Raw genomic sequence first — 13,688 nt, 5'->3', positions numbered from 1 at the left:
ACGAAAAGGCCGGCGCCATGGTTCGGCGCCGGCCCTGTCGGGTTCGGGACTTACACGAACTTGAACCAGTCGAGGTCGAGGACGTCGGCGGAGTCGCCGACCTTCACGACCGCGGTGATGGAGGTGGTGCCGGCGGGCAGGTTGCTGACGTTGAAGGAGATCTCCTTGTACGACGTCCAGCTGCCGGTGCCCAGCAGGCCGGGCGCGGCGATGACCGGGCCGGTGGCCGAGCCCGCGTGGAACTCGAGCGTGAAGGCCTGGTTGGTGGCGCGGCCGGACGAGTAGCGGAAGGTCACCATGTTGGGGTTGCGGCCGGCGAAGTTGACGCCGTCGTACTTCATCCAGTCGTTGTTGCTGGTGTAACCCACTTCCTTGCCGCCACTGGCGGTGGAGGTGGTCACGATCTGCGTGCCGCTCTGGGAGTTGTACGACTCCGCCTCAATGGTGGAGAAGGCGTTGCGGTTGCCACCGCCTCCGGTCGGCGGGGTGGTGGTCGGCGAAGTCGGCGGGGTGGTTGTCGGTGAAGTCGGCGGGTTCGTGGTCGGGTTCGTGGTGCCGCCGCCCCAGTTCGCGCCGCGGCCCGACAGCGTGCCGTTGACGAACACGGAGTTCTGCAGCTCGCGCTTGAAGTTCGCCCGGATGTTGGCGTTGTCCTGCACGCGGCTGTTGCCCCAGTAGCCGTCGGTGCAGTTCGGCGAGCCCGCGGTCGAACCCGGCGGGCAGGCGAACTGGGCGATGGCCTCCCAGTTGCTGTTGATGTACGCGGCCGCCCGCAGCACGTCGGTGTTCGCGGTGATGTAGGAGAAGTACTGGTCGTACCAGCTGCCGATCTTCGTCCAGTCACCGTTCAGCGAGATGCGGTTGTTGACGTTCGTGCAGGAGGCGTCGAGGTTGGCGGTGCGGTACGCCTGCGGGGTCGCCTCGGCGATCATGGCCGGCTTGTTGTGCCCGCGGGCGAAGTTCAGCGCCCGGTCGTAGAGCACCTTCGGGCTGCTGGTCGGGGTGTCGCACGCCCACTGGTACTGCCGGTAGGTCGCGTCCCAGTAGAAGGTGCTCATGCCGACCCAGTCGACCACGTCGTCGCCCGGGTACCAGTCGGCGAGGTGGTTGGGGTTGCTGAAGTCGAACTTGTAGTTGGCGTCGCCGTCCTTGGCGTAGGTCGCGCTCTGCCACACCGTGGCGATGTTGGCCGCGCCGAGGGCGTCGATGCGGCCCTTCACGTACCGGAACGCCTGCTTGTAGAAGTCGGTGTTGTAGCAGTTCCACGGGCCGTCGAACTCGTAGCCGACCCGCAGGTACACGGAGCGGTTGGTGTTCTTCAGGTACGTCACGAGGTTGTCGAGGTTCTGCCGGTACTGCTGGCCCAGCCCGCCGGCGATGTCGGCGTCCTGGCGGCCGATGAGCGCGCGCAGCGGCTGGTTGGCGCAGCCCGGCCCGTCGGCGAGGTAGAGCCCGACCGCGACGGCCGCGCCCGGGTACTGCGACAGCGTCTGGCCGAAGTCGGTGACGTTGCCGTTGAGGTTGCACGAGCCGCTGAGGCCGTTGCAGACACCGGGGGTGATGTTGGTGTACAGCGTGATGCCACCCGGCCGCGGCATGCTCGCGTCGGTGTCGAGGACCTGCGTCTTGTACGCGGACAGGTCAGGCGTGCTCTGCCCGATGAGGGAGAGGACCTTGCCGTTGGCGGGGAGGTTGCGCCCGGCCACGGCGGCGGCCGGGAGCGCGTTGAGGATCGGCACGGAGACGGCGGCCGCGATGGCCAGGCCGGCTCCGAGCAGCATGCGTTTACGCGAGGACATTGGGGGTGTCGGACCTTTCTTGTCGGGGTGTCAGGCGGTTGCGAGGCGCCACGTTTGGTTGGACTGCGGCCCCGTTCCGCACGTCCAGATCTGCAGGCGGGTGCCGTTGGTGGTACCCCAGCCGGTCGCGTCCAGACACTTGCCGGACTGCGGGTTGAGCATGGTGCCGTTGGACTGCACGACCCAGCGCTGTGCCCCGTTGCCCAGGCACGTCCACTGCTGGACCTTCACGCCGTCGGCGGTGCCGTTGCCGGTCACGTCGAGGCACTTGCCGGAGCCGTTGACCCAGGTGTCCCCGTTGCGCCGCCAGGTCTGCGCGCTGTTGCCCAGGCAGTCCCAGAGCTGCACCGCCGCCCCGTCGGCCGCGCTGCCCCCGGACACGTCGACGCAGCGGTTCGAGCCGGCGCCGATGATGCGGTTCGCGGTGGTACCGCTCGAGCCTGAGCACGTCGTGACGAATCCACGGTCACTGAGGCCCTGACAGAACGACGCCTTCGCCCCGGGATACTGCGACAGACGGCCGTCGACGAACCACGTCGAATTCACCGGAAAGTCGAAGCTGCCGTCGTTGATGCCGTCCCAGCCGTACCGGAAATCCAGATCGATATAGACGGCGGCCTTGATGACGTTGCTGAGGTCGTAAGTGCCCGAACTGTTCGGGATCGGCCCGTTGTAGTTCATGAGGCCGAACAGCCGCTGCACCCACGTGTTGCCGCGGGCCGCCTCCTGCCCGGAGGTGTCGCCGCCGTTGTCGGTGAAGTTCATCATCCCGGACTCCGACACGATCATCGGCTTCGCGTGGTCCTTGCTGAACTTCATCATCTTCAGCACGTTGCCGTCGTAGTCCCAGTTCTTCCACACGGCGGCCTGGTTGCCGTTGCTGTCCGTGCCGATGTACGCGTTGCGGCACTGCAGGGCGCCGGTGTCGTAGTTCTGCGGCGGGGTGCCGTTGTACAGGTAGCCGTTGTCGTAGATCGGCATGCACAGCTCGTGCGCGAACACCGACACGCCGACCCAGTCCACCACGTTGTCACCCGGGTACATGGCCTCGTACTCGCCGCGCACCGGGTGGTAGACGTACGTGACGTTGTCCTGCCGCTTCGCCCCGTCGATGAGCTGGCGGATCTTCGCGAACGCGCCCTTGTACGACGAGCAGGACGCGTCGGTGCAGTGGTAGAAGCTCGACACCTCGTAGTCGAGGCGCAGGAAGAACTTCGCGTTCGGGTACTGGTTGATGAACGCGATGAGCTGGTTGAACTGCGCCGCGTACTGTCCGGCGGCCAGCTCCGCGGTGACCTGGCGGGACCGCGCGGCCTTGGCGTTCTCGTCCCCGCCGCCGAAGCCGGGCGGGTTGTCCTTCCAGGAGACCCCGACCTGGATCATCTTGCCCTGCTGGGCCAGGAAGGTCGCGTAGTCCTTGTGCCCCTGGTTCACCCAGGTGCCCGACTTGACCTCGTAGTAGACGGAGCCGCCACTGGGGGCGGCGGCGAACGATGTGTAGTCGTCCCACGCCGTTTTCGTGGACTGTCCCACGAACAACAACCGCCCGTTCCCCGGCGCAAACGTCGAGGCGGTGGCGGCCGCCGGTGCCACTGCGAACAGCGGCACGATGAGCATGAGCACGACGAGAAACCGTCGTAGCATGCCGCGTACGCTACGAAGCTCGCCGATCTTTCCGAAGCGTTTTCGAAAGCCCCATGAACGTTTCACGCCCCCTGTCGCGGTGCGATGACCTTGGGTAACAGCCGGATCCCGGGACAGACAGGCGGCCCCCTGTTACGCATAATGTGAGCCGTTCACACATACGGGGGACGAAAGCCATGAAGACCACCATCCGGGCCGCCATCTCGGTCGTGCTGCTCGCCGGGTTCTACCTGCTCGCCATCGCGCTCATCGGGGGGCTCGGGTGGGCCACCGTCTGGCTGTGGAACGAGCATCCCGGAGCCGCGGCGGGGAAGCTGGCGTTCCTGACCATCGCGGTGGCGGTCGGGCTCATCGTGGCGTTCTGGAAGATCCTCACGGCCAAGCCCGGCGAGCCCGAGGGGCTGCCGCTCGCGCCGCACGAGGCGCGCGGGCTGTGGGACACCGCGCACGAGCTGGCGCATCAGGTCGGGACTCGCGCGCCCGACGAGATCCGGCTCATTCCGGACGTCAACGCGGCCGTCGCCGAGCACACGCGGTTCCTCGGCCTCGCCGGTGGGCGGCGGATCATGTACGTGGGGCTCCCCCTCCTGCAGGCGTTCAGCGTCGCGCAGCTGAGTTCGGTGCTGGCACACGAGCTCGGGCACTACTCCGGCAGCCACACCAAGCTCGGCGCCCTCGCGCACCGGGGGCGGATGGCCATCGTGCAGACGATCGTCCAGGTGGGACCGTCGAGCCTGGCCGGGTTCGTGTTCCGGACCTACGCGCGGCTGTACATCCTGGTCGAGCAGGCGGTGAGCCGGCGGATGGAGTACGAGGCCGACGAGTTCTCGGTGCGCATCGCCGGGCGGGCGGCGGCCGTGAGCGCGATGCGGGACCTCGCGGTCGTGGGCACGGCGTGGACGTTCTTCGTCAACAACTACGTGACGATCGGCTGGGACGCCAAGCTCGCCCCGCGCGACGTCTTCGGCGGGTTCGCCCAGCTGCTGCGCGGGCGCTCCGGGCAGCTCGCCAAGCTGCGGGACTCGACGCCGGAGGAGGAGCGCTCGCGGTGGGACTCGCACCCGCCGATCGCGGACCGCATCCGGGCCATGGAGGCCATGCCGGACTCGGGCGTGGCGGTCGACAACCGGCCGGCCGCGGCGCTGCTCGGGGACCCGGCCGGGCTCGCCGTGCGGCTGCAGCGGGCCGCGCTGAACATCGAGGACAAGACGCTGCTGTCGTGGGACGAGCTGACCGACGCGAGCATCGCGGCGCGGGCCCAGCTCGACACCGACGCGCTGTTCCGGGCCGCGGCGCGGCTGGCCGGGGCGCCGCAGGGGGATCTGGGGCTGGTGCTGCACATCGTCGAGCGGGGCGGGGCGGGCGACCTGGGCCGCGCGGTCAACCCGCACGGCAACCCGCAGGAGCAGCGCGAGATCCTGGCCGACCGGATCGACTCGGCCATCGGGCTGGCCGCGCGCAGCGGGGGCATCGGCCGCTGGAAGCACTCGTGGACCGCCGGCGCCTCGTTCGCCCGGGCCGACGGCAGCGACCTGCCGATCATCGAGATCGCCCGGCTGGCGACCGCGGCCGAGTCGGTGCCGGCCGCCCGGCAGCGCCTGGCCGAGGCCGGCATCGACGTGCGGGCGGTCCAGCAGCAGTCGGCCGTGGCCACCGCCGACGGGGGCGAGGTCATCGGCGGCATCGCGAACATGAACGCGCCGGGCAAGCTGCGCTTCGACGTGCTGCTGCTGTCCAACGGGCTGGTCCTGGTGCCCGGCCCGAAGTCGACCGACGACGGCAAGAAGCGCCTGATCGAGATCCTGCAGTCCGCGCCCGTCACGCAGCTGGCCCAGCAGCACCGGTTCGTGGCGTACGAGGACATTCGCGCGGCCGAGGTGCTCAAGAACGTACCGATCAAGGTGCGGTTGACCCTGCACAGCGGCGAGACGCTGGAGCTGGCCGAGACGTGGACCGGGGAGTCGCTGGACAAGAACGACCGGGAGCTGCTCGCGGCCGCCCTGCAGCCGTATCTCGCCCAGCCGCAGGCCTCCTGAGGCGGCTCAGGTCACCAGGGCGAGGATCTGGGCGACCGTGCGTTCCCAGGTGTACCGCTCGATGATCTGCGACCGCAGCTCCCGGGCCCGCCGGAAGGCGGCCCGGGGGTCCTCCAGGGCCCGGGCCAGCGCCTCGCCCCAGCGCTCGGCGATCTCGTCGTCGGTCCCGTCCATCGGGACGATTTCCCGCTGCACGGGACGGCCCCCGTCGGCCGGGAGACCCCGCAGCAGCTCGGCGAGGCCGCTGTTCGACGTGATCAGCACCGGTACGCCGGCCGCGATCGCCTCGTACGCCGCCAGCCCGAACCCCTCGTGCCGGGACGGCATGATCACGACCGCCGAGCCGAACAGGTCGCGGCGCAGGTCGTCGGGGTCGGACGTGTACTCGCGGCGGGTCACCTCCACGCCCGGCGCCAGCTTCCGCAGGGCGTCGAGGCCGTCCTTGACCGTCGCGTCGTCGGCCGCCTGCACGCCCCGGATGATCAGCCGGGGCCGCGCGCCCGCGCCGCCGCGCAGCCGGTCCACCGCGCGCCGCACCGCGTCGACGGCGTAGTCCAGGCCCTTCGACGCGCTGTCCTCCGCGCGGGCCAGCAGCAGCACCTGGCGCTCCTCGGGCGGGTCCTCGGGGTCGGCCACTCTCCCCCAGTCGCGCAGCCCCGGCACCAGGTTCAGCACCGTGCGCGGGCCCTGGCCGTCGCGCAGGCCGTTGCGGATGGTGCGGGCCAGCAGCGGGCCGACGCCGGCGATGCAGTCGGCGGTTTCGGCCAGCTCCTCCTCGAGCCGGCGGCGCTGGGCCGCGGTCGCCATCCGCGAGGCACCGCCGGGCACCTCCTTGGCCCCCTCGAGCCGCTCGGCGTCGGTGTGCACGATGTGCAGCCGCCGGGCCCGCGGATAGTGGGAGCGGCACACCGCCAGCGCCAACGGGCCGAGCACCCGGCCGTGCCCGACGATCAGGTCCGGCTCGAAGCCGCCCGCGCACACCGCGCAGCCGGCCGGGAGCAGCAGCAGTTCGCGGTCGGAGAGCCCGGGCAGCTCGACCGGCGCCACGAGATGCACGCCCGCCGCGCGCGCCTCCTCGCGCAGCCCGGCGCCGGCCCGCGGCACGAGCGCGTGCACCTCGGCGCCGGCCGCGGCCAGGGCGATGGCGAGCTCGCGGTTGACGGTGGAGATTCCGCCGGTACTGGAGCGCCACTCGTCGCCCACGAGCAGCACTCGCAGCCGGGGTACAACCGGCTCGGGGCGGGGCTCGGCGCGCGCGGGCTGCGACGGCGGCGGGGACGGCTCGGTGCCGAGCAGGTGGCTGACGGTCGCGTTCAGATCGGGGAGCGGCTCGAACTCGATGCCGCCCAGGCGGTACCACGACGGGGATTCGGCGGCGACGCAGACCGCGATCCGGGACAGGCCCAGCCGGCCCAGCCCGGCGGCGATCGGCTCCAGGTCGACCGGGTGCCGCCCGGCCACCACCACGAACTGCGCGAGGTCGGCGGCGGCGTGCCGCTCCCGGTAGCGCCCGACCCCGCGGTACAACTTCTGGATCTTGTCGGGAAGGCTGCTCGGGAGCTCCGCGGTGGGCCAGACCGCCACGTCGACGACGAGCATCGGCCGGCCCGGGCGCACGACCTCGATCGGCGGCGTGTCGAGACCCTTGGCCGCGACCTCGGCGTGCAGCAGTTCCGCGAGGCGCACGCGGAACTGATCCACGGCGGCGGCCTGGCTGGTGGGGGTGCCGTCGAGGAAGGGGCGGGCGAGATCGGCGATCACGTCCATGCCGCGATGCTAGGCAGGTCGCGCCACCGCCGCTACCGGGCGTCGGCAAGCGTACACCGGGAGCGATCTTGTCAGTCGACCCCGAGCCGGTGTTCCGGGTCCTCGCACCAGCGCAGGGCCGAGTGCCAGCGCCCGTACCCGGCGACCATGTCCACGTGCCCCGCCCCGTCGATCCGGTCGACGTCGAACAGCCCCGCGTACCGCTCGTCGGCGGGCGGCTCGCAGTAGGGGTCCGCGTCCGCACATACCAGCCGCGGCGGCGCGGCCGAGGAGGCCCGCACCGCGTCCAGGGCGGCCATCGGCGGCGCGAAGTGCCGCAGCGCCTCGGTGCGGGCCAGGAACTCGGGGCTCGGCGGCGCCACCAGCAGCACCCGGTCCACCGGCAGGTGCACGCTGCCCTGCGCGGCCAGGTGCAGCCACGCCACGCACGACAGGCTGTGCGCGACGACGGCCAGCCCCTGGCCGGGCTCGCGGGTGATCGCCTGCTCGATCGCGCCCAGCCAGTCCTTGAGCACGGGCCGGTCGGGCTCCGGCAGCTGCGGGTAGTCGACGTCGTGCCCGGCGGCGCGCAGCCGCCCGGCGAGCCAGAACTGCCAGTGACCGACCGGACGCTGGTTCTCCCAGCCGTGCAGAATCAGGAAACGGCTCATCAGAACAACTCTGCCCAATGGATAAGGCCCGGCAGCAGCAGAAGCGCCAGGACGAATGCCACGAGCGTACCGATCAGCGGCGCCCAGGCCTTGCGCATCGCCGCACCGATGTACTGTTCCCGGATCTCGCGCTTCTCCTCGTCGCTGAACTCGCGGTCGATGTACAGGTCGGCGTCCCGCTCACCGTGCTCGACGAGCTGCGCGGCCCAGGTCAGGAAGCCCGCCGCGGCCACCCAGCACAGCGAGTCGACGGCGACCTTGCCGGTGCTCACCGTGCCCTCGGGCCCGGTCGCGACGGACGTGAGCAGGTTGATCCCGGCGCCGGCGAAGATGCCGGCCAGGAAGTTCAGCGACGAGGGACCGGGCAGCCGCAGCTTCACCGCGGGCCGCCGGCGTCGTCAGCCGACGGGAAGGGCAGTTGCAGCGGCCAGGCTCCCCCGCACACCTCGCGCCCGAGCTCGTCGAGCGCCGTGAGCACCTCCCGCGGCGCGTCCGGGCTGAGCAGCTGGTTGAGGGTCTGGTAGAGGTCGCGCTGCTTCTGCAGCTGGTTGAGCTTCTGCTGCACCGACGGCGCGCCCGAGACGGCCGGGCCGCTGCGCACCCGCAGCTGCTGCTCGAGGCGCTGGTGCAGCTGCTCGGCGGCGTCGGTCCAGCGCCGCAGCTCCTCCGGGGAGAGCTTCGGCATGGCCGCCTCCACCGCGTCGGGGACGGGCTGCGGCACGGCGGGCTGGGCCGGCACGTGCGGGCTCACCGCCTCGTCCTCGTTGCCGTTGAGCACGTTCTCCAGCAGCCCGCGGAACTCGGCGCGGACCCGGGCCCAGGCCATGTTGGTCAGCTGGGAGCTGATGAAGGGCACCCGCAGGGCCTCCTCGGGCCGGGCGTCACGGGTCAGTTCCGGCCGTTCGACCAGCTGCCGCGACTCGCTCTCGACCCGGTTCAGCAGCTCCACGAGGTTCGTCTGGATCGGCCAGTTCGTGTACAGCGCGAGCGTCTCCAGCATGTTCGCGAGGTCGATCTCCCGGTCCGGCTTGGCGCACTCCTCCACCCGCTCCTGCAGCCAGGTCACGGCGGAGTCGATGGTGTCCCGGCGGACGAACCCGGCCAGGTACAGCCCGGTCAGGCACATGGAGGTGGTGGCCTCGTCGGAGTTCCAGTCCCCGGTGCCGCTGCGCCAGTGCACGGCGGCCGGGCCGAGCCGGTCCAGCAGCCAGCTGCACGCGCGCTGGACGACGCGGTCGCCGGCGTGCCCGGCCTGGCACAGCCCGATCACGATCCGGGCGGTCACCCACGGCACCCGCGCCGGGTAGAAGTTGCCGTCGATCTCCTGCGCCCGTTTGGCCATCGCGACCAGCGCGTCGATGCGCGCCCGCTCCCGGTGCTCGGGCGGGGCCGTGCCTTCCAGGCCGAGCAGCAGGCCGAGCGCCCAGTTCCGGTACGCCCGCTCCGGCTGGATGCCCGCGGCCGCCATCCCCGACGGGTGCCGGTCCGGGGAGTAGAGCCGGTCCTCGTTCTCCATCCGCTGGACGATGTGCAGGAAGTCGGTGATGTCGGTGGTCGGCTCGCCGATCGGCTCCGGCAGCGCGGCGGTGGGGTCGAGATAGTTCCACCTCGCGCGGATCGGCCCGGCGACCAGGGCCCACCGGTCGGGCTCCTCGGGGCGGTGGCGGATGAACGCCGTGGCCGCGAAGACCGACGCGCCGAGCGTGCCGCCCCACGTCGGGTCCCGCCTGGTCAGCACCTCCAGCGTGGCGTCGACCCGCTCCACGATGTCCCAGGTGGCCTGCAGGCGCAGGTTGCTCCAGCGCATCTGCTCCGGCGAGACGAACCGGTCCAGCTGGCTGAACACGGCCCGGATCCCGCGGGTACCGCTGCGCTGCAGGTGCCGCCACGCGATGTCCTCGGGCTTCTCCCGGCACACGGCGGGCCAGGTGCGCCGGGCATAGCGCATGACCAGCTGGGCGCGCCGGCGCGGGCCGATCGTGTACGCGTCGTCGGTGCGGTGGATCAGCTTGCGCCCGTGCAGCCGCTCGACGGCCGGCCCGAACAGGTCCACGGCCTTGCGGGCGGCGATCACCAGGCCGAGCGACCCGAGACAGGCCAGGTGGTACAGCGCGCGCTGCTCCGCCTCGTCGACGGTCCCGCGGGTGTACTCCTCCTGCAGATCGAGCTGCGTCGGCACCCGCCGCTCGTTCGTCCGGTAGAACTGCAGGGCCGTGTCGGCCATGTGGACGTCGGTGTCGACCAGCCGCTCGATCCGCGACCGGTCGGCCTGGACGAGGCCCTCCTCCTCGTCCAGCATCAGCCGGACGGTGTCGCGGCCGTCGATCACGACCTCGTACAGGTCGAGCACCCGCTGCTCGCCCTGCTGCAGCAGCTCCGCGACCGGGGGCAGCCCGATGGCCAGGACCCGGATCGGCAGGTCGTAGTCCTGCCGCAGCCGTTTCACGCACCGGAAGACGTTGGTCACGATCGGCAGGTTGGCGTGCAGGCCGTCGACGATCAGCAGGTAGTCCTGGGCCTGCTCCAGCTCCAGCAGCGTGCGCACCACCGACTCCGGGCCGTCGGCCGGGTCCGTGAGATCCAGCCAGACCACGCCCCGCCCGGCCCCGGCGCGCTCATCGGCCAGCGCCGCCGCCAGCGCCGAGCGGCCCGAGCCGTGATCGCCGAGCAGCAGCACGTCCTGGCCCTTGTTCAACGCGTTCTCCACCGCGTCGTAGGCCGGCGTGCCCTTGAAGACCCGCATCTGCTCGATCAGCTGGGCGCGGTCCGGCGGATGGGCCTCGCCGATGCGCCGCGGCCGCCAGCCGTGCGGCAGCGGCTCCGCCTCCAGGATCGCGTACGCCAGCAGCCCCAGCTCGTCGACGCCCTTCTCCAGCGCCGACCTGATCACCGCCAGGCCGAGCTCGACCCGCCGGCGCGGCGCCGACCCGAGCGCGTAGATGTCGACCTTCAGCGCCGGATCGTGGTCGAAGGCGAAGGCGACCGGGGTGAACCACAGCGCCCCGTCGCGCTGCCGCCGATCCAGATCGACCCGGACACCCGCCAGGTCGACGTCGCGGCTGGCCGCGCGCAGCACATCGGCCGCCGCGCTGCCCTCCGTGCGCAGCGCGGCGGCGGTGTGCTGCCATAACGAGTCCGGCACGACACTCCCTCCTGGCAGCGTGGCCGGTGGGGTCCGGCCCTGCCTAGGGGGGATGACGCGGTGAGGTGCGTCCGCGGAATCCCTGCGAGTCTGTGGGCGGTCAGGTGGAGCTGGGGGTGCCTGCGCTCGCTGCCTTGATGGCCTCGATGCGCAGATACTGCGTGCTGACGAGTTCGCCGTCTACCCGTTCGCGCTCGGGCTTCTCCACCGTGAATTGTTCACGACGGAAGAGTGCTTCGACGTCCCCGACGTCACCGAGATCATTGCTTTTCATCCGAATGGCGTACTGCCGGCCGACATTCGTAAGATCATCGAGGTCGATTGGGAGCATACCGCGCCAGCCCGCCGCGCGCTCTCGGAGTCTCAGCTCGAAGTCGTCGGTCGGATCGGTGACCCGATATCGATCATTGACCGCGGGCTCCTCGGTATCGGGCGGCGGATAGGCATTTCGCGGGTGCAGCCGGACCGTGGTCAGCACGTGTCCGCCGGCCGCCAGCAGCTGGTGCCAGGACGTGACGACCTGGTGCGCCTGCTCCGACCCGAACCGCGTCAGGAATGCGTCGGCCACGATCACCTGGAACCCGGAGGCGCCCTTCTTCTTCAGCGCGCAGGGGTCGGTGATGTCGCCCTCGAGGAAGCGCACGCGATCGGCCAGGCCGAGCTTCTTCGCGTACCACTCGCTGGCCATCAGCGGCGTCCGGCACAGGTCCAGCACCTGCACCTCGAGGTCCTTGGGCACCTGCCCGAGCGCGTTGCGCGCGGCGGCGAGGACGAACGCCAGGGTCGTGTAGTCCGCGGTGCCGCTGACGAGCACCTTCCGGTCGCCGGCCGCGAACCGGCGCTGCAGCGCCCGCATGTAGAACGCGCTGTGCCAGCTCGGGCTGCTGACCATGTTGAACAGGCGCAGGTACTGCCAGGAGCCGTGGTACCAGCGGCAGTCCTTGGGATCGATGTACTTGCTGCCCTTGCACGCCATGCCGGCCAGCGAGTAGAGCATCTGGGCCGATTCCAGCAGGTCACCGGTCAGGTCGGGCCCGGCCGTCGTCTCCGGCTTCGGGTCCTTCCCGGCGCGCTCCTTGAGCCGGGCCAGCAGCCGGCGGGCGTTGTCCAGCTCCTTGGCGTGCCCGCTGACCAGCCAGGACGCCGGTCCCCCGCCGAGCTCGCGGCGCACGACCACCTGGTCGTCGATGAGCCACAGGTCGGCGAGCGGCACGTTGGGCCCCTCGACCCAGTCCTGGCCGACCTGGACCAGCGCGGCGACGAGCTTCTCCTGGCGGTCCCGGCCCGCCTGCTCCCGGGCCCGGGCCAGCGCGTCGCTTCCGGTGGGCACGAGGTAGTACCGCAGCACCTCGCACCGCGCCGCCGCCAGCTGCCGCCAGATCATCCCGGCCAGCGGCTCGGTGCGCCGCGCGCCGGGCGCGAACGGCACGATCTGCTGGACCACCCGCGGCGTGCGGCCGGCGAGCTGCTGCAACAGCTCCGCGACGGCGTCGCCCGGCAGCCGCACGCTCAGGGGGTCGGTCCCCTCGAACGACACCCGGTGCGAGATGCAGGCCTGCCGTGCGTGGTCGATGAGGGTGGTCGCGGAATTCGGCCGGATCCGGGCGCCGCCGTGCAGCGCCTCACTCGTCATGGACATTGCGACCCCTGCTTCCGGGCAGCGACGACAGTCATGTGGTTGCCGGTCTCGTCGACCCGGATCGCCCGGATCGACCAGCCGGACTCGGAGAAGAGCCGGACCACCTCATCGCCGGTGAAGCGGCGCGACAGGAAACAGCGGATCTGGTGCCCGCGCGGGAGTTCGGTGCCGCCGACCCGTGCGTCCCGGCACAGGGTCGCCTCCCCGACGACCGCGTTGTCGTCGTAGCCGATGCGCAGATCCAGATCGGACGGGTCCAGGCCGGCGGCCAGGAGCGGTTCGAGCACGGCGCTGCGGAAGGCGTCCGTGCGGTACGCCGTCATCGCCGAATCCTCGCTCCCCGGCGGGATTCGCAGCAGCACGCTGGCCAGCAGGACGTCCCCCGTCCGCAGACCGTCGGCCAGGTGCCGCAGCGCCTGGTTCGGGTCCTCCAGGTTGCCCAGCGTGTGGCCGAGCAGGCAGACCACGACCGGCGAGCCCCCCGACCGCCAGCGCTCCAGGTGCCCGGTCGGGCACTCCTCGACGTCCCAGACCTCGGTGTCCAGGCGCATCCGGGGACCCAGGCCGTCGCGCACCCGCCGTTCGGCGATGCCCAGCAGCGTCTGGCTGAAGTCCATCGCGAGGTACCGTCGCGGCGCACGCCCCCGGGCCGCGAGCTGACCGAGGAAGGCGACGCTGTGCCGCCCGTTCCCCGGGCCGACCTCGGCGATCTCGTCCAGGTCGAGATCGGCGAGCCCGGAATGCAGCAGTGTGTCGGATTCGGCCGCCGCCGATGCCATCATGTCCGCGTAACTGTCCGTCTCCGCGTACCGGTCGTGGGTGAATGCCGCCGACCCGGCATACGCGAACTTCAGCGGCACCGCGCCCGTCGATATCGACTCGATCAGGGCCGTGCGGTGGCGGCTGCTCTCGAAATACGAATCCTTGTGACGATCCAGTAGGTGTACGTCATCCACGTCGGTTCCGCCTCCCCCTGCTGCGGACTTCCCTTCGCGGTCGAGCCGCTGGTGA

9 protein-coding genes are annotated in these 13,688 nt (G+C 71.2%); 1 reads left to right on the top strand and 8 read right to left on the bottom strand.

Annotation, left to right across the window (positions count from 1 at the left end; all coding sequences use genetic code 11):
• Positions 1-50: 50 nt before the first annotated feature.
• Together ACQPZ4_RS14205 and ACQPZ4_RS14200 are read right to left on the bottom strand one after the other, a co-directional pair.
• The gene (locus ACQPZ4_RS14205; protein ID WP_433060216.1) at positions 51-1,781 is read right to left on the bottom strand and encodes a carbohydrate-binding protein; all 1,731 of its coding nucleotides are present in this window, start codon (positions 1,779-1,781) and stop codon (positions 51-53) included.
• A 48-nt stretch (positions 1,782-1,829) separates the two neighbouring features.
• Positions 1,830-3,443: a ricin-type beta-trefoil lectin domain protein gene (locus tag ACQPZ4_RS14200; RefSeq protein WP_433060213.1), complete on the bottom strand. Its 1,614-nt coding sequence runs from the start codon at positions 3,441-3,443 to the stop codon at positions 1,830-1,832.
• Positions 3,444-3,619: 176 nt separating this feature from the next.
• Here ACQPZ4_RS14200 and ACQPZ4_RS14195 point away from each other — a divergent pair, with 176 nt between their 5' ends.
• A complete protein-coding gene (locus tag ACQPZ4_RS14195; RefSeq protein WP_433060211.1) occupies positions 3,620-5,479 on the top strand; it encodes a M48 family metallopeptidase in 1,860 nt (619 codons plus the stop codon).
• A gap of 6 nt (positions 5,480-5,485) precedes the next feature.
• Here ACQPZ4_RS14195 and ACQPZ4_RS14190 read toward each other — a convergent pair whose 3' ends face one another.
• The 6 genes from ACQPZ4_RS14190 to ACQPZ4_RS14165 all read right to left on the bottom strand — a co-directional run bounded on the left by ACQPZ4_RS14190 (position 5,486) and on the right by ACQPZ4_RS14165 (position 13,633).
• Complete coding sequence (locus tag ACQPZ4_RS14190; protein WP_433060208.1) at positions 5,486-7,246, bottom strand: glycosyltransferase family 4 protein; 1,761 nt, start codon at positions 7,244-7,246, stop codon at positions 5,486-5,488.
• A 71-nt stretch (positions 7,247-7,317) separates the two neighbouring features.
• Complete coding sequence (locus ACQPZ4_RS14185; RefSeq protein WP_433060205.1) at positions 7,318-7,896, bottom strand: RBBP9/YdeN family alpha/beta hydrolase; 579 nt, start codon at positions 7,894-7,896, stop codon at positions 7,318-7,320.
• Positions 7,896-8,276, bottom strand: coding sequence for a hypothetical protein (locus ACQPZ4_RS14180; protein ID WP_433060203.1), 381 nt, complete (start codon positions 8,274-8,276; stop codon positions 7,896-7,898). The genes ACQPZ4_RS14185 and ACQPZ4_RS14180 overlap by 1 nt, the downstream gene beginning before the upstream one ends.
• A complete protein-coding gene (locus tag ACQPZ4_RS14175; RefSeq protein ID WP_433060200.1) occupies positions 8,273-11,038 on the bottom strand; it encodes a hypothetical protein in 2,766 nt (921 codons plus the stop codon). The genes ACQPZ4_RS14180 and ACQPZ4_RS14175 overlap by 4 nt, the downstream gene beginning before the upstream one ends.
• A 100-nt stretch (positions 11,039-11,138) precedes the next feature.
• Complete coding sequence (locus ACQPZ4_RS14170; RefSeq protein ID WP_433060197.1) at positions 11,139-12,677, bottom strand: hypothetical protein; 1,539 nt, start codon at positions 12,675-12,677, stop codon at positions 11,139-11,141.
• Positions 12,668-13,633: an L-histidine N(alpha)-methyltransferase gene (locus ACQPZ4_RS14165; RefSeq protein ID WP_433060194.1), complete on the bottom strand. Its 966-nt coding sequence runs from the start codon at positions 13,631-13,633 to the stop codon at positions 12,668-12,670. The genes ACQPZ4_RS14170 and ACQPZ4_RS14165 overlap by 10 nt, the downstream gene beginning before the upstream one ends.
• Positions 13,634-13,688 lie beyond the last annotated feature (55 nt).

The sequence above is a fragment of the Dactylosporangium sp. CS-033363 genome, assembly GCF_050942475.1.
Lineage (GTDB): Bacteria > Actinomycetota > Actinomycetes > Mycobacteriales > Micromonosporaceae > Dactylosporangium.
This window is presented reverse-complemented; position numbering and strand designations above follow the sequence as displayed.